The organism is Chryseobacterium ureilyticum, from assembly GCF_900156735.1.
Lineage (GTDB): Bacteria > Bacteroidota > Bacteroidia > Flavobacteriales > Weeksellaceae > Chryseobacterium > Chryseobacterium ureilyticum.
On record NZ_FTOL01000001.1, the window covers coordinates 290,104 to 315,574 of the forward strand.

Consider the following 25,471-nt stretch of genomic DNA (forward strand, 5'->3'; position numbering starts at 1 on the left):
ATAATAAAATTATAATATATTTTCAACCATAAATACAATTTAGTAATGATTTTTTAATACAAAAATATTAATTGTTCAAATGCTATTAAAATACATGGTTTTATTACTTATTCTTATAAACAAGCCGGTACAGTCGCAGTAATCACAAAATATAAATAATTATAATTAAAGGAACGTCAAGCAAAGATAGGAATAAAAAATAAAATATTTCAAAAAGTAGAGATTTGTTTTTTTATATATTACATAATAATAACATTCGGAGAAGGCGATGAAATCTACAAAAATTGAAGTTATGAAAAATATAAAAAATTCTGAATTATGTCGCATTAAATTGAATTGTAATAGTATAGAAGAAAAAAAAAGATATGCGATTTGTGACTTATTTAATTGGTTTGATTAAGAAAATGATAATTTTAATATTAATGGATTTAGTCTATTGTGTTAATAGGTCTGTTTTTGTATCACTAAGCAAGTAAATACTTCTGTTATTTTAAAGAAAAACTAAGGATTTTTGCTTTAATTAATCTTGCTGTATTATTGTTAGATATATTCCGATTTGCTTATAATCATTTTTTTAAGTCAGATAAATATATTGTAAACAGTGTGTAAATTATTTTATAACTGCATTTATTGGCAAATAAAAAAGGTAACTCAAAAATAGAGCTACCTTTCTTATAGTGTGATTACAGAGAAGGTCAAAACGACCCATCGTCTGTTTTTAATAATGTTTGTATTTGAGAACTTAAGACTAGAAAATACTTAAGTTGTACTGCTTTACCAGATCCAAAATCATATGATAACCAGCTAATGAGTTTCCGTGCTGATCTAAAGCGGGGCTGAATACTCCAATACCTATTTTACCAGGAACACTTACAGTAATTCCACCACCTACACCGGATTTACTTGGTAGTCCTACTGTTCTTGAGTATTCTCCACTGAATTCATACATTCCTGCGGTCAGCATTTGAGATTCTATCAGTTTTGCTATTTCTGCATTTTTATAAGTAGAATCTCCATCAAAACGAACACATTGGTTAGCAAAGAAATAACCGATTTTGGCTAAATCCTCAGCTGTTAGTTCAATGGAGCATTGCTTGAAGTAATTGTCCAACTGATCTTCATTTCCAGAGATCAATCCACTGTTTTTCATAATATAAAACATTCCACGGTTACGGTGTCCTGTAAATTTTTCAGATTCATATACAGATTTACTGTAATCAATTGTAGGATTTTTAGTGATATAGCGAACCATGTCCAGAACTTTTAGGAATGGTTTTTCGCCATCTCCTGAAATCAGAGAAGTGGTAAGGATAGCTCCCGCGTTCATCATAGGATTAAGCGGTTTTCCTGTTGTTTCAAGATTGGAAAAATGATTGAAAGGTCTGTCAGAACCGAAGTATCCCATTTTATCGAAAACATTGGCTTCACCTTTTTCATTGACGGCAACCATCAAAGCGATAATTTTGGAGATACTCTGCATGGTGAATTTCTTGCTGACATCACCTGTATTAAATACTTTACCGTTCTTATCTACCACTGAAAAAGCAATTGCTTTTGCGTCCATTTTTCCAAGTTCAGGAATGTAATCTGCTACTTTACCTTGAGAAGAATAGGTTCTGTTTTTTTCCAGGATACTGCTTAAGGTTTTTTCCGAAATGGTTGAAATATCTGCTGTTTTTTGAGCATGCATTACTGTGTTCAGGGATAAAAACCCGGCTATAAGAATTCCTTTTGCAGAAAATAAAAAGCTATTTTTTTTCATGTAGAATATTTTCGAATAAAAGTTTTAATGTTAAGTCTCGAAAAAACAAAGATAAGGTATTTCATTTTTTATGCAATCTTTGATGCAAATTCTGGTGAGAAGGTTATCAAAGATGGAAGGATTGGATTTCTTTATTTTATAGTAGGAATTTCAGTCTAATGCCAATCTTATCTGTTTAATTCAAAATCTTTGTAAAACAATATTCCGTACTGATCTAGTATATGATTTTTCTCGTTTTCAATTTTACCGTCTATTGTATTGATATAATAGAGTTTCGTTTTTTTATTAATAATAGCTTCTTCCTGTTTTTTAGAGAGATTTTTAATGATTTCTATATGAGTGTTTTTATCAAATTTTCCTACCAGCATAATTTGTTCAGATAGGTTGCCTACATGAAAGATAGTTTGTTGATCTTTAGATAGCTTTTTGATTTCCTGCACCAGATTGTTGCAATGTTGTAACCCCTGATCTTCATAATCTTCATTCATTAATACAATGCCTTTAAAACGAATTTTTTCAGCCGTGATATGAATAAAAAACGGGGATAGAAGCAGAGCGCATAAAACAAATTTCATAATCTGTTCCTTCATTATATATTGCAAAAGGATCAGAACAAATGGAACTGACGGAATGAGATAGCCGGGTTCTAACGGATATTTTACAAAGAAAATAAGGTTAGAAATAATCATGATAACACAGAATATCATGAAGTGATCTTTAGGAAGTTCTTTTATTCTTTGAAAGCCTCTTGTGAAAATTTGTGTCATTAAACCTAGTCCAATGGTAAGAATTCCTATGGGTCCATATACATATAATGTGGCTAAGCTCAGAATACTTGCTAAATTGAATTCTGAATCTCCTGAATTTTGCAGAAAATGAGGTCCGTATTTTATAATGACAGGTGAGAATAAGATACAAGTAAAAAGAATGGATAAAAATGAGTATAAGAGAGTCTTTTTAATGTTTTTTCCCATATAAAAGTAGGTAAGGAAAAGTAGGGCAGGCAGAAAAATAATATTATTAAATCTTGTACTTACCATGAATCCGAAAAAAAGAGCGGAAATCCAGAGGTTTTTCTTTATAATGCAATAAATGGCGCCCAGTAAAAAAAACAAAGACCAATTGTATTCCATTGCTATTGTGCTGTTCAGGTAAATGACTGGTACAAAAGAGAATACTATGGAGATTAACCATGAGAATTTTGCTTTCAGGAAATCCAGTATTTTAAAAAGAAACAAACTACAACCAGCTGTGAAAAGAACTGACAATAAATTGATACACCAATACGGAGCTTCATATATTAATGAATACGCAAATTCAGGAAACGGATATCCTGGAAAGCGGGACACCTGATAAATATGTTCTTCATGCAATAGTTTTCCGGTATATACTTCTCTCCAGCCATCCAGATCAGAGCCAAGGCTATTGAAAATAAAAGGTAATCGTGATAGAATTACAATGAAAACGATCATTATTTCCTTAAAATGTTTTTTCATGGCAGCCAATGTTTTTTTTTCGCAAAATAAGCTCTTTTTACTAATATAATATAGAGTTTGTTTATAATTATCTGTATTGGAAGAAAATCAAATGCAATATTTTATTCTCTTCCGAAAACTTGAAAGTTTTGAATATTGGATTAATATTTAAATAAAAACAGGTTGAAACTTTTTTGTAATATTACCTTTATTATCGATAAATGCAACTTCAACTACTTATTAAATTATAAAGATATAATGAAAAAAATACTATTATTTTCTGTTTTTACAATGATGGTTTCCTGCAAAGGACAGAAGCAGGTTCAGCCTATTGGTGAAGCTTCTTTAAATCTGGAAAATTTTGACTTTAATACCAATGTTTCCACTTTATTTCCTGAAAAGAATAAGGCTAACACCTATGATAATGCATTTGAAATAAAAACGAATGATTCGGAAACGGTTATGTTTCAAAAAGATACCACGTTTGTCTTTTCCGACAGCAGAAAACCTATTGGCTTTGAATACCGTCAGATCAATTGGAGTTTAAGATATTCATTGGCTGATTTTCAGGAATATTCTTTTCAGAAAATAAATGTTGCTACTACAATGGATGGTAAAATAAAGATTATCGGAGCTGTAGCGGACGAAATATCATCGGTAGATAACAATAAGCTTTTAAAGTTATTAAATACTAAATACGGAACTCCGAAAAAGCTGAACGGAAGCTGGAAAGATGGGCTGGTTATTTTTGAGTGGACAAAGAAAGACAAAATCATCAGATTTGTAACTGTTCGTGATAATGAAGAAAGTACTTTAAAAATTGAAATTGATCCTGCAAAGACAAAGATTGCTGAAGGTAAAAAGAATCCGCATCTTAAAAGCTACTTGTTTATCATCAATCCTGTTTTTAAGAATGAAGTTTTTGGGAAGTTGAATACTGGTGATTTTGTGTATCTCGATAATGAATAGTATAAAATAATTATAAGGTTATTATAAAAATCGTTTTCAGGAATGGGAATGATTTTTTTTTGTTTTAATACCATCTGTTATTAGAAATTTTCATGTTTATTTTTATAATATTTTTTTTGGTATTTACGTAATTATTGTATTTTATGGTGATATTTTGTGAATTTTTTACTTTGATTTGATTGTAAAAAGTGAATAAAATTCACATTATTTCTCTTAGGATGAAAATAAATTAGTTATCCAAAGATAATTATAAAGTGTGTGAAATAACATATAACTATGATTTTTGCTATATTGTTGATATATAAGTTGTATTTTGTTTATATTTTTCACTTATAAATGATTTTTGTGTTATTATTTTTGTTAATTTCCAAATGAAAATTAATACATTTTAATAACCATGAAAAACACCACTTATGTCAGTAGACAGCTCGTCTTCGGATGGCTGCTACTCTGTTGGCTTTTGATTCCCTGGGGATTACGAGCCCAAACATCAACAATTATTACATGGGATTCTCAGGTCGGATGTCAGGAATTCCGAGGAGAGAAAGGGGAGGATAATAATGAAACCTCCACTCCCAGTATTAAACCCGGAGACTGTGTCCGTGTATGTGCCGGAAGTACGGTAAAGTATACATTGAATGGCTCCAATGTTTCTAAAGTTGAATGGACTGCTTCGGGAGGTAATTTATCTGTGATCCCGGCAACAGGAAGTACACAGGTAAAGGTAGCTTGGGGAGATCCTGGAAGCGGTTCTGTACAGGCTGTCATTACTTTTACTGACGGAAATGTCGAAACTCAGAATATCTGCATTGAAAAAATGAATAGCCCGATTGCGGATTTCAAATTGATGAATCTGGAAAAATTCGCATGTAAAAACACTGAAATTCATTTTGATAATCTTTCTCAGCAAAATGGAGGGGCGGATATCATCAACTATTTCTGGGACTTTGGAGACGGAACGACTTCTACAGCTTTCGAACCTTCTCATTCTTATAGTTCTCCCGGAATCAAAACTATTAAATTAACGGTTACCAACAAATGTGGATGCTCGTCTACCACTGAGAGGGATATTGAGATTCTTGAATCTCCACCGGTGCAGATCAACTGTGCATCAGTGGTTTGTGAAGGAAGTGTTGAAAAATATAGTGTTGAGGATGGATGTAGAGAAGGTAAATGGGAGGTAATCGGAGGAACCATTATGAATAACTATGGTAAAGAAATTGAGGTAAGATGGGATCATGTAGATCCTTCTGACGGATTCGGATATGTAATGTATAAATCTGAATGCGGATGCCCTGAATGGACTACCATTAAGATTCCTGTCATTTTAAAAAATGCCAAAATCAAAGGCGAAGAGTTTGTATGTACGAATAAACAATACAAATATTCTCTTCCACAATGGCCTACCACTGATATTAATTGGAAATTATATGGTCCAGGAGGTGGTTATTTGACTTATAATCAACAGAGAAATGAAATTCTTTTCACGGCTACTCAGCCGGGGAATTATACTCTTGAAGCGAATTATACCAATACTTTATTATTCTGCAAAGGAGAGACAAAAATGTCTATTACTGTAGAAGAGCCTGTAGTAATAAGCGGAGGAGCAGACGAAATTTGTAAAGGAGCAAATCAGACTTTTACAGCAACACCCAACATGCCTGTTGTTTGGAAAGTAACCCGTGGAGGTACGCCTGTGAATATTACACAGCCTGTAGGGGGAGGTCCACTTACCTATAATTTCCCAATTTATGGTTCTTATGTAATTACGGCTATTAATCAAGGTGGAGGATGTGAAAGTAAACCAATCTTTATAAAAGTGGTTGAAACTCCGGATGCTCCTAAAGGACCTATTATCGGAGATGAATTAATCTGCCCTGGAAAACCTTATATCTATAAATTGGATACGGTTCCACCAGGAAGAATACCAGTATGGAGTGTAGGAGGAGGAACAATACAAGGAAGTAATACAGGAAATTCTGTAACGGTTGTATTTAACTCTGGACCTTCAGCATATGAAGTAGCAGTACGCTACAGAACGCTGGGAACAGCAGCTTGTCTTTCCTCAGAGTTATCTATGAAAGTAAAACCAATAGATCTTAAATCAATTTCCATTAAGCCTAATCCTGGACCCTTCTGTCCAAGTAGCACACAGAAATTTACAGCTATTCTGAATGGTATTGTTCCAGACTTTATGGAATGGAAATTCACTGATAGCCCTAATTTTGGAAGTTTTGTTTCAGGGCAGGGTACGGCAGATGTTGTTGTAAATCTGAACGAAGTTTCGGGGAATGTATATGGTACGAGATTGTATTTAAGAATTGTAAAGTGTGGGCAGGAAAGAATTATCTTTATTCCTGTGTCTAAGCTAAAGCTTCCGGTAATCAACTTTACGAATGTTGGAAAAATATGTTTAGGTTCACCAATCACTTTTACTGTTGATCAGGGAACAATTACTTCAGCTTCTGGTGTTACGTTCACCTTTGCGAATAATTCTACTTACACTACAACGTTTAATGCAAGCGGAACGTATACGATTCCAAATGGATATATTCAGAATAATACGGGAGCAGATATTTCCCAGTCGGTTACAGTGACTTATTCCGGAACAAACGGATGTAAATATAAGCCTACAGCAACAGCTAACTTTATTATTCTACCGGAAACCAAAATTACTATTTCACCAGTATATAACATTGGAGTATGTGATCCAAATCTGTTTAACTATACTTTCACAGCGAATAGTTCTACCGGGCTTACCAATATCCAGGAATGGCAGTGGTTCCACGACGGTCTTGAAATACTAGGAGCCAATTCAAATTCTTACACCATTGGTGGTGGACCTATCTTTGGTGTGTACAAAGTAAGAGCTAAGGATATTAACGGTTGTATCGTTTATTCACAGGATATCACTGTATTCCAGTCTTGTGGAACAGGTACGGGATGTACTGTTCCTCCTAAGGTTTTATTTGAGCCTCAATGGACTGGTTGTAATACAATTTCGGTAAACAATTTAACTTATAACCTCACTCCGGATGAAATCCAATGGGGATCTGACAGTGTGCTTACTTTGGTGAGTGCTCAAGGACAGAATACAGCTCAATATCAGACCAATCTTGCAGGAGCACATATTGTAACTGTTCGTTTAAGATATGGATCATGCTGGTATAGCTTTACACGAGAGGTTAAGAAACATTATGAACCTAAATTTAATATCAGCCAGACTTGTAATGGTAACGGATATAATGTAACACTACATAATACATCTACAATATTTGATATTGATCCAAATGCAATTAATTATTCGTTCAGTGGTACCGGACTTCCAGTTCAAAACGGACAAACGGTAACTTACAATAATCTTGCACCGGGTACTTATACCTTTACAATGACGATGTCTGCACCATCTGTACCGAATACTCAACCGTGTACGATTACACAGACGATTACATTGAAGCCTATTCCAAGTACAAACTTCTTCTCTCCTGTTTTTACGTGTATGGGTAGTGTGAATATGTTCACAGCCGGATCTTATGATCCTGCTAATATTTATACATGGTACTTTGACGGGACTGCATATATAGCCCCAGGTGCTACAGCTAATATTACATACAACACGGCGGGTCCGAAAACAATCAGACTTGAAGTGAAGACGCCTCAAGGATGTGTTTATAGCTCGGCTGATAAAAATATTACAGTGATAAGTGCTAATTTTGGAGGAAGTCTTACGCCGCCAAACCTGATCGCATGTGAAGGAAGTGTACCAGCTATTGTACATAATCCGTCATTAGGTTTCCCTACACAATATATATGGATGAATGGTTCTCAACCAGTAAACGGAGCTCCTAACTCAATGTCTTTCACACCGACTCAATCAGGAAGCTACTGGCCTGTCATGGTATCATTAGAAGGATGTAGAGATTATAGTATGAGTGTTACTCCGGCAGTTGTTACCATAAAAACAGCTCCGTATGTAAGTATCTTAGGAAAATCAAATATCTGTGCAGGAAGTTCTGCAACTTTAGCAGGCATTGTGACTGATAATACATTGGAATATCAATGGAGTATAGGCTCTACTATATTAGGACCTTGGACGCTTGCTACTTCTCCGATCAGTTATATTACGCCAGCATTATCAGCGGGTACTTACACGTATACTTTACAGGTACGTAATCCGGGAGCAGGAGGCTGTATTGCATCCAAAAACTTTACGGTTACAGTAAGTAATCCACCGTCTGTACCTAATATTACTTATACTTTAGCTCAGTGTCAGCCATATACGGTTCAGCTTACAGCATCAGGACCGTCTGTAGGAGAGTATAACTGGAGCAATGGAATGACCGGACAGACGATTACAGTGAATGAAGGAGGTGCTTATGAGGTGATCTATACAGCTCCAAGCGGTTGTAAGGTTTCTAGTCAGGTGGTTGTGCCATTAAGTCTTGAAAGTCTGATGTGGGTATTCCCTACAGGATGTTATGATGAATGCCCTGATAAAGAACGTAAGATTTTAGGACCAAAAGGAATCTTTAAGCACCATGACTGGCAATTGTTTACAAACAATATCCAGAGTGGTACCAACGATGTTATCCATCCACTGAATTTAGATTTTATAGGAACTTATAAGCTTAAAATTGAGAATTTTGGATGTGAGTTTTCTTCAGGACCTATGAATTACTATCCAAGTAAGGATTGTGGAATAGAGTACGACTGCAGATTGGTTCCTAGTATTGAAACCATGAAGTGGGAAGGTGATCATTATGTAGTTCTTGGTTCTATATCCAATGGTGGATGGTTCCCAATGAGCGTTACGGTTTCCAGTCTTAATGGCTATGGAGCTTATGTACCGTCTATAATTACCATTCCGGGAGGAGGAACTTATGACTTCAGTACCAACCCATTGCTGTTCTATCCGAATGCCAGTTTCCCTGGAGGTATGGATGAGATACTATTTGCATCTGGTGATTGTAAGGTAGTTGCAGGAGTACAAAGCTTTGGGAAAACCACAGTAGCGAATCCTGAGATTACTGCAAAAATCAAATCAGAATCTTCTCTGAAAATTATGCCAAATCCTGCGAAGGAAAAAGCAAAAATCTCTTACAATACAGGCAGTGAAAGAATACTTGCTAATCAAATTACAGTTTTTGATGCCCGAGGCACTATCAAATACCGTAAAGAACTGAAAGCCGCTTCCGGTGAAGTAGAGCTCGAAGTTTCAGATTGGTTACAGGGTGTTTACATTGTCATTGTACAGACAGGAGATGTATCACTTCAAGGTAAGCTGATTAAGAACTAATCAATTATTAAAAAAACAGTGTTCTCCTTATGGAGGGCACTGCTTTTTATAATGTATAATAATTAAAACTGAATTTTATGAAACAATTTAAAAGTAAACTATGGCTGTTGTTTTTGATGTTGCCGGTATTATCTTTTAGCCAAAATTATCAATGGCAATGGGCAAAGCAGGCAGGTGGACAAGCAGGTGCTAGTACTTTGTTTTTTAATTATCTGGATGATGAATCAATAAGGGATATTGCTGTAGACAGTAACAATAATGCATATTATCTGGCAAGTATCTGGAACCAGGATCAAAATTTAGACAATACACCCGTGACCAGCTATGGGCTTCGTGATCTTATTGTTTTTTCTACTGACTGTCAGGGGAATATAAGATGGTCAAGAACTATAGGTGGTAGTGGGTTTAACGAATTTGCCTGGAATATAGAAGTAGATAACAATGGCGGATTGTACATTATGGGACGGTTCCTTAATGAAGCTTATACAGGAGATCCTAATGCTGTTCCTATTCATTTTGATGATACTCATACGATGCCTTTCATCACTTTTGTTGATCAGAATACAGTAGATGCCGGAAGTAAAACTAGTCATTTGCTGAAATTTAATACATCTGATGGTACATTAGCTTGGAGTAAACCTTTACAGGGAGATGTGAGTCTGGCATTACGTCAGTCTGACACGCAGATGATGTATATGGATTCTTCCAAAAATATTCATGCAATTGTAGGTTTTAAAACAGGAACACATTTAGGAGGCTTGATCAATGTTCCGGCTTCTTACCCTTTGCCATATCAATATTATCTGATAAAATTCAATTATGATAATGGAAATATGACGCCGGGAGGTTCATTATTACTGCCTATCACGGGCGATTTAAGTTTAGGAGTAGTAGACGGAAAAGTAAATCTATTATATGATAAAACGTTGAACCGCTATTATCTTGCAGGCAAAAGAATGTATGGCGATTACGGAAATGCAATGGCTGATTTTTCATACAATAACATCCCTTTTACGAAAGATGCTTACTTGTTGGCATTTGACGGAACTAGCGGAAGCGAAGTATGGAGAAAAGAATTCAATACAGGTATTACTCTTTTAGATGACGAAATTCATTCCATTATTAAAGATATGAATACTTCCGATATTTATATTTCCGGGCGTTATTATAAAGGAGCTGGTGCCACAACATTCGGAAATTATACACTTCCTTCATCTAATTATCAAGGACAAACACCTTTTGTAATGAGACTTGGAGCCGATGGTAATGTGAAGTGGGCAAAAATTCCTGACGGAATAACAGGTGGTGCAGGATATCGCTTTATGAAAGGAAAGATAGCCCTCAACGGAAATGAGATTGCATTTGCAAAAGGAAGCAAAAATGATATTTGGGGAAACTATTCTATGATCCGCCAGGATACAGATTTGGCAGACCCTTTACTAGTCCGTTTAAATAAAGAAGATGGCTCTGTAATAGGAGCTGGAGAAATTCACAGTGATTTTGAAGTTCAGGATGAATTTACGGCAATAGCTGTAGACAGAGATGGTAATTATTTACTGGGAGGTTTCTTCCATAGCCAGTTATTTACCGATTCAAATGATGGTGTCAATACAATGACCGTAAATGTAAGCGGAGGAAAATCCCAATCATTTTTCACAAAATATGCTAAATCTGCATGCAGCCAGTTGTCGGTTGTAGAAACGTCAGCTTCTCAGGCAGGAATACAGCTTTATCCGAACCCTGTACAGGATATTCTTTATATCAAAAGCAAAGAACCTTTGGAATCTTATGAAATTTATGGAGCAACAGGACAGGCTGTAAAACAAGGCAGGTTCAATTCAATACAGGAACAATTGATATTATCCTCTCTTCAGACAGGAGTTTATTACATTAAGCTTAAAACAAAATCAGCAGTGGTCACTGAAAAATTTATCAAGAAATAAAACCTTTAATCAATTAATAACTTTACAGATAGTGTTCTTTAAAAAGAGCACTGTCTTTTATAAAAAGCAAAAGAAATCTATGAAAAAACTCTACAATTTAGGATGGATTTTACTCTTGTTGATGCCGATATTATCTTTCAGCCAGAATTATCAGTGGCAATGGGCAAAACAGGTTGGTGGTGTTTTTGGCTCTCCGGATAGTTGGTTTGATTATTCATATGATGAATCCATCCGTGATATCGCGGTAGATAATGATAATAATGTTTACTACCTTACAACCATTGGTAACCAGGATCAGAACTTGGATGGAATACCGGTTACACATTATGGAGTTAGAGACTTACTTCTTTTTTCTACCGATTGCCTGGGAAATATAAGATGGTCTACCACGATAGGGGGCTCCGGAAATAAAGAAAGTGCATGGCATATTGAATTAGATAATAATGGTGGATTATATATACTGGCTACACTTTATAGTTTTGCAGATACCACAGACCCGAACAGCATTCCTATCCATTTTGATGAGACTCATACTGTTCCTCCTTTTACTTATGTAGACATGGATACAACAGACCCAGGATATAAATCTGCTTATCTTCTGAAATACAAAACATCAGACGGAAAATTGACATGGAGTAAATCTTTACACGGCGATGTGAATATTCTGAGTCGCTTTTGTGATATTCATATGACCTATATGGATTCTGCTAAAAATATACATTCTATCATGGGATTTAGAAAAGGAACTCACCTGAATGGAATGATTACAGTGCCAGACAGCTATACTTCATCGTATCAATATTATTTGGTTAAATTTAATTATGATAATGGAAATATGACCCTTCAGCCGCCATTACTTCTTCCGATCACCGGGGGAATAAGTGCTGCGGAGCCGTTCGGGCGTGTGAACTTATTATATGATGAAAACTTAAATCAATATTACCTTGCCGGAAAAAGAATATGGGGCGAATATACCACTCAGTTTGAAGACTTTTCCTATAATAATATTCCATTTACAAAAAATGCTTACCTGCTGGCTTTTAACGGAACTACGGGAGCAGAATTATGGAGAAAAGAATTTACAACCACTACGCCAAATTCAAAAGATGATGAAATTCATTCTATTATAAAAGATACTTCTTCCTCAGATATTTATATTTCAGGACGTTATTATGATCTTACTACGGATGTTACTTTTGGAAACTATACCTTTCCTTTGCGTCCCTATGGAGGACAAACCCCTTTTGTAATGAGACTTGGGGCAGACGGAGCTGTAAAATGGGCGAAAATTCCTGATGGAATTACCTCTTTCGGTGGATACCGAAGTATGAAAGGAGTAATTGCCATTAATGGAAATGAAATTGGATTTGCTAAAGGAAGCTGGAATGACATCTGGGGAAATTATGCGATGTCCAGACCTAATGGAGATTATCAGGATCCTTTATTAGTACGTTTCAATAAAGAAACAGGAGATGTAATAGGAGCGGGGGAAATTCTTAGTGATTTTAAAAGAGAGGATGAATTTACGGCAATAGCTGTAGACAGAGACGGAAATTATATTCTGGGAGGTTTTTTTCATAATAATCTTTTTGTTGATCCTAATGATGGAGTTAATGCCATGACAGTCAATGTTATTGGAGGTGAGTCTCAGTCATTTTTTACAAAATACGCTAAATCTGCATGCGTCCAGTTGTCTGTGGAAGAGATTCCGGCTTCTCAGGCAGGAATAGAGCTGTATCCAAACCCAGTACAGGATATTCTTCATATCAAAAGCAAGGAACCTTTGATTTCCTATGAAATTTACGGATCAACAGGGCAGTATGTACAACAAGGCAATTTGGCTTCAACTCAGGAGAAGTTAATGCTATCTTCTTTCCAGACAGGTATATATTATATTAAGCTTAAGACAAAATCTGCTACAGTAACAGAGAAAATAATCAAAAAGTAATATCATCTTAAAAAAAATAATAACTACAGTTTTGCTTCTAACAGAAGTAATTGTATAAACAACGAAATGGATTTTATGAAACAAGTTAGAAAAAATATATATCAGCTATTTCTTTTACTATTACCTGTATTATCCTTTAGCCAGAATTATCAATGGCAGTGGGCAAAACAGGCGGGTGGGGTAAACGGTTCTGTTGATTGGGGGTTTAATTATATCTATGATCAGTCTATTAAAGATATTGCAGTGGATAATAACAATAATGTCTATTATCTGATGTCTATGAATTCCCAGAGTCAAAATGTGGATGGGATACCTGTAACCAATTATGGTCTCAGAGATTTATTCCTTTTTTCTACTGATTGTGCCGGTAATGTAAGATGGTCAAGAGCAATAGGAGGCTCACAGGACGGAGAGTATGGCTGGAATATAAAGCTGGATAATAATGGAGGTTTATATATTTTATCTATAATGTTTAATGCAGCCATGGTCGGTGATCCCACTGGTGTACCTATTCATTTTGATGACACCCATATTATTCCACCTTTTACTTATGTTGATCAAACTACGGTAGATCCCAACTTAAGAGCTTCTTATTTACTGAAATATAATACATCCAATGGTAATTTAGTTTGGAGTAAACCTTTACAGGGAGATGTGAGTGTTCAGACACGTAATACAGATTCTTATCTGATGTATATGGATTCATCCAAAAATATCCATACTATTATAGGACTCAGAGCAGGAACTCATCTGAATGGGACAGTTACAGTACCTTCAACATATATCTGGGAATATCAGTATTATCTGGTGAAGTTTAATTATGATAATGGTAATATGACAATGGCTACACCACTTTTGTTACCAATGACTGGCGGGGTAGCGATAGGAATGTTTAATGGTAAAACAAATTTAATCTATGATGAAAGCTTAAACCGTTATTATCTGGAAGGAAACAGGCTTAACGGAAGCAGCGTGCTAGAAGATTTCTCATACAACAATACTCCCATTACAAAAGGGGCATTTGTATTGGCATTTGATGGTACAACCGGTGCCGAAATATGGAGAAAAGAATTGAATTGTGGATATACAGTGGCGGATGAAGAAATTCACTCCATCATAAAAGATTCCGGTTCTTCAGATCTTTATCTTTCAGGACATTACTTTAATGGAACACCGGCTCCTGCTACCTTTGGAAACTATACCTTTCCTCCGAGAAGTTATAATGAAACGATTCCATTTGTGATGAAGCTTAATGCAGACGGAATTGTACAATGGACAACAACACCGGAAACAATGACGAATAATTTCGGATTCCGTTTTGCAAAAGGAAGATTGGCGCTTAATGGAGATGAGATTGCATTCGCAAAAGGAAGTCGATCTGATGTTTGGGGAAACTTTGCAATGGAAGCCCGTCTTTATGCAGATCCTTTAATTGTACGTCTTAATAAAAATACCGGGGCAATAATAGGCACTCAGGAGATTCACAGCCAGCCTGGAAGCTGGGACGAATTCACGGCTATTACTACAGATCATGATGGAAATTATATTCTGGGGGGCTTCTTCCACAATAATTTATTCGCAAACCCTAGTGATGGATTAAGCATGATGACTAAAAATGTGATAGGAAGCAAATCCCAGGCTTTCTTTGCAAAATATGGAAAAACAGTATGCAGTCAGCTTTCTGTAGCAGAAATTCCTGCATCTCCGGCAGGAATACAGTTGTATCCGAACCCTGTACAGGATATTCTTTATATTAAAAGTAAAGAACCATTAGTTTCTTACGAACTTTATGGAGCTACCGGACAATTGATAACACAAAACAATTTATCAGCAACAGAAGAAAAGATAAGCCTTTCTTCACTTCAGACAGGTATATATTATATTAAAATTCAGACTAAATCAGCGGTTGTAACAGAGAAAATTATTAAAAAATAACCCCTTTTCGATAATAGTTACTTTAAAGAATCAGCGGGCTCCGAAGGAGCCCGCTGATGTTTTTATAAATACAAGAAAATATATTCATTAATACATTTCCTCACTATAAATCTTTTTCCCAAGATAAAAAAGCTCATGTCTTCGTACATTTACATTATCCTCAAAAATGTCATGAACAAAACTCACCAATTCATTCACTTTTTCTCTTTGTGTAATTCTTATTCGGGATTCAAAATTGGAAGTAAACCCACTTTTCGTGTAATTCAACGACCCCAGATACGCTACTTTTCGATCAATCACATATATTTTTGAATGAATGAATTTGCTGTCATAACGACTGTTTCGGATAAATTTGAAATTCAGTTTTTCAGAATAATGATACGTGTAGATTTCCATTTTTTCAACCACCGCTTTCATTTCCCAGCATTTGTAAAAACCAAAAAAAGATCCAAGGGAAACAAGTATAGCAAGAAAGTTATTGGAGTTTGTAAAATCATCTACCACATGCATCCCAAAATAAATAAGTGAGAAAATTCCCAGACAGAATAATGCAACAGAAGAGAAGAACAGCATATTTTTCTGGCTGTCTCTTTTCTCTTTTTTCTTGACATCAGTTACCTTGTGCTGATGAATCAGTTTCGTAAGAATTTCCCTGTATTGCTCAGGTCGAAGATCACTGAATGCCAGTCTTACATTGATATTTCTGTTTTTTAAAGCGATGAGGTCATCCAGTTTTACTTCATCGATATAAGGCGAAATAATTAAAACTTCCTCTTTTGCATTCAGAATATCATTATTCAATTGAGTCCCTGCATTTTGCCCCACAAAAACTTCAACCCCTTCGCTGGGTTCAGTATCAATTCTAAAATAAAATCTTTTGTTTTCTTTAAACATTTATATTTCTTTGGTAGTATCCCAGTTAAACGGGCGTCAAATATACATTTTTCTTAAACAGTATTATTGGAAAGAAAATCAGGTTTAATACTTTTTAAACATCAAACTTACATTTCTTTCAAGCTGGTATTTTACGGTTTCCCGTAAATCAATAAAATATTTTCCTGCATTTCTATATATTTGTGAAGTATTAAACTCTGCTTTACAAGAAAATCAGCGTAGTTACAGATTGAAACCATCATAAAATAAACCATGTCTAAACCATCAAAATTAAGCCTTCTTGCTACTGCTCTACACATTCTTTTAGCCATATTATTTTTTAAATATGATGAATGGCTGTATACCTATGATCTGGAAAATCTTGCCATATTTATTCTTATTTCGTTAGTCATAGCAGCTTTGATGTTAGCTATACAATCAAGAAAGACCTTATTAGGTGTTTTGTTGATTATTGCGAATAGTATTTGTTTGGTATTCGGTCTTTTTCTATGGTATTTTGCTGTCAATTATACTTTTAAGGTTTAGGTAGGTTAAAGTTAATGTGTTTTATAATCAATGATTTAGGTTTTTATCTAAATAAAAAGGCTGTTACCCATTTATTGTAACAACCTTTTTGATAATTAAAAATACTTTGAGCATATTCCCGGAATATGATATTATTTTAAGGTAACAGAATTTTTGAAAACTTCAAACAAAATGTCTTCGTAAATGTTTTGCCAATTGTATTGAACAGCTGTAATTTCAAAGCTATAGATTCCGTTATTTTGACTTTCTATTTTTTGAATGGGGAGCAAAATATCAGTATTGTTTTTAGTTAGAATATAGCCATTGTTCTTATCAGATTTTATTAAGGTTTTCATTAAATCATCACCTTCTTTATTTTCTTTAAAACTAAATAGAATTGTATCTTTTTTACGGTATTCTGCCGCCTGTTCCTCAGAGATTTGTTCTTTTCCTTTATAATTTAAATCATATACAGCCTTTACAATTTTCATGTTTTGAAATAAAAGCGCGGAATTTATTTTTTTTCCAACATAAATATTAGCTGTGTAATCACTTCCTTTTGGTGTTAAGACAAAATAAAAAAGGTCGTTATCGGTAGGTGAACAAGTCTTTCTAAATTCTTTAAAATAAGTTTTATAATCTATTTGCTCGTCATTTGGAAAAGATAAATAGTTGCCTTCAATAGAACTATTTACTATTTTTTTCTTTTTCATTTGATCTTGAATGCAATTATAAACAGTGTGAGTAATCTTCTCATCCGGAATAGGGTAGATGGCTAAGATGTTTTCTTTGATTACACGTTCTCCAGCTTTTCGTTCTGCATCTGTTTTAAAATGAATGGTAAATTCATTATAAGAAGGTTTTTCTAAAGTGAAATCATGGATGTTATTTCTTTGCAAGGCATTTTTCATAAAAGAAATATCAAATGTTCTGTTCACTACATCCTGATACATTTCAATCATATTAGATTTTGCAATTTCAGGTTTCATCGCTTCCCATTCTTCCTTATCCTGTTTACTTAATAGATTCGTATTCTTATCATTTTGCTTTTTGGCTCGATCAACAAGTATTTTTCCGAGTACTGAAACATAGTTTTGGTCAGTTTTTTTTATCCATACAGAATCTGACTCTGCAATAATCTGAGATACTATTTCATTTTTTAAATTGCTTGTAAGGAAGCTAGAAAGAAAATCTTTTTCATTGAATTTCACATTCAAATTATATTCTCTATTCTGAGAATATAAGAAACCTGATGTAAGGATTGAGATTAATAATATTTTTTTCATTATTTAAAATTTTACATTCATATAATTAATATCTGAAGAGGTGTTCTGGTTTTAATTGTTCTGGAAAAAAGATAAAAAAGAGGCGCACCTTTGGTGCCGCCTCTTATCATTGAAAGAAGTTCAGATTACTTTACTATTAATTTGAATGATTTTGTAATACCATTAGCGTTTACTTTTAGAATATAAAGACCAGCAGTAAGAGTATCAGTAGAAATTCTACCTCTTGTCTGAATATCTCCAGATTTTACAACAGCACCTCTGGAATCATAAATTACAAATTGTCCTTCTAGTGTATCAGTAGAACCAAAAGCAATATCTTCACCTGCTTTTACAGGATTTGGATAGATTTTAAGATCTCCCAATACTTTCTTTTCTTCTTCTAATGAAGCAGTCATAGTTCTTTTGAAAGAATTAGCTGTCATTTTTGCCGTAGCATAAGGTGAAAAAGGTGAGCCTGGTGCCCCAAATATAGCTTTGTTTGTATCTGCAGGATCCGTTACAGAAGCATCTCTTGCATCCATAATACCATCATTGTCTGCATCCACAATTGGAGTAATAAATCCGGCTCCTATTAAATCAAGGTTTTGTTTTCCAATAGCATACAGGTCATATGTATTAGAATTACTTGAAACATCTAAATAATCAGGAATACCATTACCATTTGTATCAGCTAAAGGATATTTCATCACTCCTGAATCAGGAGAAGTCTCCAGAATATCTGCAATACCATTATTTCCTACTGCAACATCAGAATCAATTACCCCATTTTTATCTTTGTCAATTGTATTAATGACAGATAAAGGAATACCAGATTCAAAAAGATCTAAAATGCCATCATTGTCGGAATCTAAATCTCTGTAGTTCGGTACAGAATCTCCTAACGTACTGATGAAATTCAAATCACCCTCTTTATCGTCATCTGTATATAGACCATTTTTATTGGTGTCTTCAACAGCATCAGGAATGCCATCATTATCAGAATCTTCATCACATGAATCTTTAAAGCCATCACCATCTGAGTCTGTAGAATTAGACTTGTCATTCACATTGCTACATTTTTCAGCACAGTCAGGAATACCATTACCATTAGTATCAATAGCGTCATTCCCACCAGGGCATCTATCATTACAATCCGGAACACCATCACCGTCAGAATCTACCTGTACAAAAGAATTATAAATATAGTATTGATGTCCGGTACCCAATGTTAATCCAGGAGCAACTGTAATTTTCATTCTGTCAAAAGGTGCAGGAGCAGTCATAGCTACCCAATACATATTGGATTGTGCTACGAAAAATTGTCCACTAAACAATTCACCAGCAGATTTGCTTCCTACCAGTGTTTCTCCTTTATATAGCTCAATAGTAACCATTCTTAAGAAGTCGATTGATGCCAGTGTTGCACTTTTTATGACATTAAATCCGGCAAACGTTCCTTTCGGATATACCTTTCCTTCTGTATTTTTTACAGTAGCATAAGCTCTTGGAATGAGTATGTTGATAGGAGCAATATTTATTGTAGCATAATTATTGACGTTAGTATCAACAATTCTTTCTGAATTCTGAATATTGGTTAGATTTAAAAATGGTAAATTTCCAGATTGCCCAGTCCAGTTATAACCGGAAACAATATTTCCTTTTTGAGAAGAACCTGATGTCTGAAGATACTCATTACAGTTATTACATGTTATAGGTTCCTCAAATGCATAATATACCTTTAACGTTCCTAAATTAAATCCAAATGTCTGATTTATTCTTAAACGGATTTCATTGAATGGTTTTGTTGTAGTTAAGGATATTTTTTGTTTAAAGCTCCCGAAGCTTAAAGCCTTTATATTGATAAGACCACCTCCATCTAAAATTGTTTTAGAATCCTGTAATTTACCGTGGAGATAAGTTTCAATCACCATATTCTTTAAAAATTCGGCAGATAAAATTTTACCTTGATCATCAGGTTCAATTACCCATCCTGCTTTTACGCCAGCCGGATATACCTGATCTTTATCAAGAACTCCCACAGAATAAGACCCTAAAAGACCTAGAGGTAAGAAAATTTTTGCGGCAGAGTTTTTATCACCATCTCCAATGTTTTGATGATCAAAAACATAAGAGAACGGAGCAACAAGAGAACCTTTGCTGTCAATAATTGTATCTGTACCAGATCCTCCAATAATATCATCACAAATATTATTATCTTCTACAGGTACTTTATTCGGATCGAAAGCAAACGCATAATAAGCATTCATCGAACTGAATAATGATACTAAAGTAGTTTGATATAATCTTACTTCATTAAAAGGTTTAGTAGTTCTTAAATGTAAAAAATTAGTATTATTCAATCCTCCAAATGCAGGAATGGATATTAAAGAACCATTGATTGAAACCTCTTGAATTTGCCCATTAAGATATGTAGCTACACGTAAAGAACTTAACAGTTCTGCGGTGATTAAGTTGCCCCCGGTATCTACTTTAAAACCTGTTACATAACCTGCAGGGTAAACAATATTTGTATTTTTTACTGAAATTCCAGTTCCACTTACCAGATTAGCAAAACTACCCATACTTACTTTGTTGGTAAGATCCGAATCAATTAAAGGATTTAAACTGCCATTGTAGCATCCCAGACAAATTCCAGCCTGACCCACTGGATTTGCCTCAATACCTATTCCACGAATAGGGGTGTATCCCTGTGCAAATGCCTTCATAGAAAACACGGTCAGCACCAAGATCATTAAACTTGTAAAAAAGTTTTTTTTCATTCCATTGTATTTAAAAAGTTAATATTTAAAGAATTGCCTGAGCAATTCTGAATTAGTATAAATTTTGCCAGGTAGAACCGTCACATCCTTGGTGTTTTTTCGTAGTCGCATTATAGCGTATAGCACCTTCACTGGCAGGGTCGCAACTTGAGTTTGGGGTCTGAGGGACAATACGAATAGAGGTATTAACCGTTATGTCACTTTGAATAGCACTTCCTCCAGGAGTAAATGTTGATGGGTCTATATTAATACCAACTATCGTTTTTGTGTTGGTAGCTGTACTTTTGAAATAGTGAATATCATTGCTGTAAACAGTATTGAATGATTTTCCGGAGATAGTTCCATTGTTACCCAGAACCATACTTCCAGAAGATGCTCCTATGATACCATTCTGTGAACCAAAAATATAACCTCCACTATTAGAAGTATTATTGGTTCCAACTGTATATCCGCTACCAATAGGATTCGATAACGTTCCGTTCCTGTCACCAATCACCATTCCTGATTGATTAGTGAAGTTACTGCCACCAATAACAGTTGTGTTTGCACTTGGTACACTATTGTCATTTCCTAAAACAAAGGTTCCTCCTTGGAATGATATACCTGTATTAGAAGAGGTTATTACATTTCTAAGACCTAATACAAAGTTTTTCTGCCCTGATACGGTATTTCCATATCCAAGAGCCATTGAATATGATCCGGAGTTAGTATTGTTTGTCCCAGCAGCATCATATCCAATTGCTATGGAGTTCGTGGATGATGCACTATTATTACTTCCTATCGCTATAGAATTATTACCGATGGCATTATTACCTGTACCTAAGGCAACAGATGTTGTTCCGCTTGCTGTATTATTTGCTCCCCATGAAAAGGAATTCAATGTTCCACCACCACCGTTCAGAGAGCCGTCTGTTCCTAGAATAGCTCTGGTGATATTATTAGTAGCAAATGCTAGTGTTTTAGCATCTTTAGTTCCGATGTAGTTTGTAGAAGCTGTTCCTAATGTTCCAGCTCCTGAAGTTGTGGTATTTCCTGTTAATTTCCAGTCACTGGTATCTGCAGTTGCAGGAATAGTATTTACTACAGTTGCACCAAGAGTTCCAGTAACGTTTCCTGCTAATGGTAGATTAGCAGCGGAAAAATAAGAGGGAGCCGCCGCCGCCGCCGTATTGTTACCTAGAATAGTATTAGCACCTGCATTGGTCAGAGTAAAGTTCAATTCAGGTGTCGTTGTTGTTGTATTTTCAGTTGTTGTAAACAATGGAGCGAGGTCCCCTGCTGAAAAATTAGTAACAGTTCCTGGGTTTGTGGTAATTGTTGTCCAAGTACCTTTACCATCTGCATCAGAAACCAGTATCTTACCGTTACCTGCATCAGCATTTTCTAATCTGAAAGTACCTTTTACATGAAGTGTTTCGGTTGGAGTTGTTGTATTGATACCAACACCTTTTTGTGCATTAGCATTAGATAACCCTAATGCAAGAATTGCGATTGTAAATATATTTTTTTTCATAATTAAATATGTTTAAAAGTTGTTTTTTTTTTTTTTAAAATGTGTGTGTTTTATATTTATTTTTTCTGAAGAACAAGGGGGATATATGTAAATTGCTTATTGTTTTATGGATTCTGATTAAACGGTTTATAAGTATTCTATGATCAGATTGCTATTTGAATATTCTCAATCAATTTGTTACTTGAAATTTTTTGTTTAATAGTAATATGATTTGAATCTGTGTTGGCAGAATGTCTTCTTTATAATATTCTGATCAATATTTCTAGTCCAATCCTTAAATATCATTATTCTAATTATTGGAAATATTCTTAAAGAACGATCCCTGATAATTAGAATTAATTATTTAGCTGAATAAGGAAATAGAAAATTATTTACTCAATTCAGAGGATGAGAAGTGATGTTCTCTAAATTTGGTTTTAATGATTTACAGAAAATTGCATATTGGAAGTATTAATGCAATAGTGTGCTGAATACGAGGTAATAAGACCTGGAATGGGATCGTGATTTTTTTTCATAATTTTTGTCTTTAAAGTCATCATTTTGTAATGCGAAGTTAATATGAGAACTCAATTGGTGATTCAATGTTGTTGTTAAATTTCATGTACAATGGTGAATTATTTTATATACAATCTGTGTATATTTTTATGTATTTTATTGATATTTAAATAATTAGTATTTTTTAAATTTCTAATTATTACAATTGCTTTTTGAATATAAAATAAAATTTACCGTTGTGAGGAGTAAATTGTTGCTATAATCGTTTTATAGCTTATTGACATTTAGTCTTATATTGAGTTTTGGAGTATTATTGATGAATTACATTGAATAGTCTTGAGAAAATCTTGTACTATGTAATTTTACTCTTTAAAATTTTTTGAATGTTTTTTATTGTCTTAAGAATTGATTGGAAGAAAGAGAAGCATTTTATATATTTTACAAATTGAAATAATCCATAAAATATATATGACCATGTACTTTTGTAATGATATGATGTTTTTTTATTTGAATAATTAATGTTATTAGAGCCTCTATTTGTTTCATTCGTTGCTGCATAATGGAAATGTTATTAATTGTTATGTATACAAAGTGTATACATAAATGTTTTAATTATATCATATGTTATTTGTTTTCAGTAAGTTGTTTGTTTTATTGGTTGTAGTTTTCTTGATGCTGCATTAGTAGGATTCTGTACAAAAGCTGAAATATTTATTCTAATTTTGACATGGTAATTATACTTTAGGTGTAATTCCTTAACAAAAACACAAGCTAAATTGATGAAAAGAAATACTTTTTTTTTGATAGTAATATTATTGCTGGGATCTGGTATATTACACGCACAGAGTGATAAGGATGAAGATCAGCAAACCTTATATACATTGCTTTATGCAAAACAATATCCTCAGGCAAAAAAAATAATAGAAGATAAATTTCTCCGATCCAATGATAATTCCAGAAAAGTAATAGGTTACGCATATCTAGTTAATTATTATTCTTTTTCAAAGGATAATGAAATCAAAAAAATTGAAGCATTGGAAAAAGCTAAAAAACTTGCTAAGGCTTCCAAAGACGAACTCGATGATGCTTATGTAGAATTTGGGAATGCTTTATATTATGAAAATCTGGAGCTTAACGATCCGTTTGTAAAGTCGGTTAATAGAAGTATTAATATTTTTAGTAAATATTCTGACGAAAACTTTATGCTTTCTGTATTGTACTTTATAAAATATCGTTTTATAAATCGAAATTATATTAATGTTGAAAATGAATATGTTCAATCGGATATTATTCAGACAAATAAATATGCAAAGAAGTCGGGAAATGCACTTCTGATCAATCATAGTTATAATATTCTTGCTTATTATTATCATAAAAAATTTTATGAAAATAAGACAAAGACTTCTGATGAAAGAACAAAACTTCTCGATTCTGCAGATATATATTATCAGAAATCATATGAATTTGCCAAGAAAGTTATTGAGCCGGCAGCCCAAAAAAAAGCTTTAGTTACTTATTTTTCAAACTACAGTAGTTTACTTCTTGCTATAACTCCTCTTGATAAGCAGAAGTGCCTGGATATGTATAATAATGTTTTGAAATTGAGTTTAGGGGACACTCAGCTTATCGATTTTACCTGTGGAGCTTATAATGATATGGGGTATCTATATGAAGCAATGGGGGATTATAAATTATCAGAAAAGTATTATTTAAAGGCTTATGATATAGCTATTACTTCTAATAATCTTGGATTGACTAACAAGATTGCTGTTTTTGATAATCTTTCAAGATTGTATCAACGTATGGGGCAGTACGGAAAGGCATTTCATCTTGAAAGACGTGCAAGAAAGGAAACTGAGATGAGCATTGAAAAACTGACAAACAGCACAAGATCTCTCGATGTATTTTACCGTACTGAAAGAAAAAACCAATTGATCAACCAATTAGAAAAAGAGAAAAAATCTTTGGTCAGAGAGAACTTGCTTTATCTTGGGATGATGCTAATTTCTATTGTTGCACTTATATTCCTGATCCGTTTAACAAAATTCAGACAAAAATTAAGCATGCAAAAAAATGAATTACTGGAAGCTGAAAAACAGGAAACCCAGCTTATATTACAACTGGAAAGAGAAGAAAAAGCCCGGATAAAAGCAGAACAGGATTTACTCGTAGCCAATCAGGAAAAATTAAAAAAGATTGCCCTGACTACTTCTATGCGGCTGAATTATAAGACTAGCTTCATTAAAGATCTTAAGAGCAGGATGAATGATAAGCCTGATATTAAATTACAGCAAATCCTTAAAGAAGATCAGTTAAATGATAATGACTTCTCAGAAATGGAAAATTTAATAGAGAATATTGATCCTGATTTTCACAAACGTCTGAAAGAGGTGTCAAAGAGCAGACTCTCAAATATGGATTTTAAATATGCATCTTATTTATATCTTAATATGAGTAATCAACAGATTGCAAATATATTAAAGGTGGATTCCAATACAGTGCGTGTTACAAAATACAGATTAAAGCAAAAAATTGGATTGGGTAAAGATGAGGATTTGCAGGCTTATATTCAAAATTTAAACTAATTATGATCCATTCCTCTAAAATTTATTTTATGATATGAAACATTTTATTTTCATATTTTGACTTCTTGGTTAATTCTTATTTTTGCAAGAAATTAAGTAACAAAACC

The 25,471-nt window shown here is 34.0% G+C and carries 13 protein-coding genes; 7 read left to right on the plus strand and 6 right to left on the minus strand.

Translation table 11 applies throughout. The features are described from left to right. Positions 1-748: 748 nt before the first annotated feature. Both glsA and BW983_RS01245 read right to left on the minus strand, forming a co-directional pair. Positions 749-1,762 carry a glutaminase A gene (gene glsA / locus BW983_RS01240; RefSeq protein ID WP_076549285.1) on the minus strand — a complete coding sequence of 338 codons (1,014 nt, stop codon included), beginning with the start codon at positions 1,760-1,762 and terminating at the stop codon, positions 749-751. A 167-nt stretch (positions 1,763-1,929) separates the two neighbouring features. Continuing rightward, positions 1,930-3,258 carry a glycosyltransferase family protein gene (locus BW983_RS01245; RefSeq protein ID WP_076549287.1) on the minus strand — a complete coding sequence of 443 codons (1,329 nt, stop codon included), beginning with the start codon at positions 3,256-3,258 and terminating at the stop codon, positions 1,930-1,932. A 237-nt stretch (positions 3,259-3,495) separates the two neighbouring features. Here BW983_RS01245 and BW983_RS01250 point away from each other — a divergent pair, with 237 nt between their 5' ends. The 5 genes from BW983_RS01250 (at position 3,496) to BW983_RS01270 (ending at position 15,328) form a co-directional block, all read left to right on the plus strand. Beyond that, on the plus strand, positions 3,496-4,206 hold the full coding sequence (locus BW983_RS01250) for a hypothetical protein (RefSeq protein ID WP_139329200.1): 711 nt from the start codon (positions 3,496-3,498) through the stop codon (positions 4,204-4,206). A 397-nt stretch (positions 4,207-4,603) separates the two neighbouring features. Further along, a complete protein-coding gene (locus BW983_RS01255; RefSeq protein WP_076549292.1) occupies positions 4,604-9,502 on the plus strand; it encodes a PKD domain-containing protein in 4,899 nt (1,632 codons plus the stop codon). A 77-nt stretch (positions 9,503-9,579) separates the two neighbouring features. Next, a complete protein-coding gene (locus BW983_RS01260) occupies positions 9,580-11,445 on the plus strand; it encodes a T9SS type A sorting domain-containing protein (RefSeq protein WP_076549294.1) in 1,866 nt (621 codons plus the stop codon). A gap of 79 nt (positions 11,446-11,524) precedes the next feature. Beyond that, positions 11,525-13,393, plus strand: a complete 1,869-nt coding sequence (locus tag BW983_RS01265; protein WP_076549295.1) for a T9SS type A sorting domain-containing protein — start codon at positions 11,525-11,527, stop codon at positions 13,391-13,393. Between the two features lie 75 nt (positions 13,394-13,468). Next, positions 13,469-15,328 carry a T9SS type A sorting domain-containing protein gene (locus BW983_RS01270; protein ID WP_167369943.1) on the plus strand — a complete coding sequence of 620 codons (1,860 nt, stop codon included), beginning with the start codon at positions 13,469-13,471 and terminating at the stop codon, positions 15,326-15,328. 87 nt (positions 15,329-15,415) lie between these two features. Here the strand turns inward: BW983_RS01270 and BW983_RS24240 are convergent, their stop codons facing one another. Continuing rightward, positions 15,416-16,222 (minus strand): phospholipase D-like domain-containing protein, encoded by an 807-nt coding sequence (locus tag BW983_RS24240; RefSeq protein ID WP_084184259.1) that lies wholly within the window; start codon positions 16,220-16,222, stop codon positions 15,416-15,418. A 252-nt stretch (positions 16,223-16,474) separates the two neighbouring features. On the opposite strand from BW983_RS24240, the gene BW983_RS01280 reads away from it, so the two are divergent. Next, on the plus strand, positions 16,475-16,747 hold the full coding sequence (locus tag BW983_RS01280; protein WP_076549299.1) for a hypothetical protein: 273 nt from the start codon (positions 16,475-16,477) through the stop codon (positions 16,745-16,747). A gap of 131 nt (positions 16,748-16,878) precedes the next feature. On the opposite strand, the gene BW983_RS01285 is transcribed toward BW983_RS01280, so the two are convergent. The 3 genes from BW983_RS01285 to BW983_RS01295 all read right to left on the minus strand — a co-directional run bounded on the left by BW983_RS01285 (position 16,879) and on the right by BW983_RS01295 (position 22,284). After that, entirely contained in the window at positions 16,879-17,937 is a 1,059-nt protein-coding gene (locus tag BW983_RS01285) for a hypothetical protein (RefSeq protein ID WP_139329201.1), read from the minus strand. 200 nt (positions 17,938-18,137) lie between these two features. Beyond that, complete coding sequence (locus tag BW983_RS01290; protein WP_076549304.1) at positions 18,138-20,771, minus strand: T9SS type A sorting domain-containing protein; 2,634 nt, start codon at positions 20,769-20,771, stop codon at positions 18,138-18,140. Positions 20,772-20,823: 52 nt separating this feature from the next. Next, on the minus strand, positions 20,824-22,284 hold the full coding sequence (locus tag BW983_RS01295; protein ID WP_076549306.1) for a hypothetical protein: 1,461 nt from the start codon (positions 22,282-22,284) through the stop codon (positions 20,824-20,826). A gap of 1,295 nt (positions 22,285-23,579) precedes the next feature. Here BW983_RS01295 and BW983_RS01300 point away from each other — a divergent pair. After that, a complete protein-coding gene (locus tag BW983_RS01300; protein ID WP_228408927.1) occupies positions 23,580-25,364 on the plus strand; it encodes a tetratricopeptide repeat protein in 1,785 nt (594 codons plus the stop codon). The last annotated feature ends 107 nt before the right edge of the window (positions 25,365-25,471 follow it).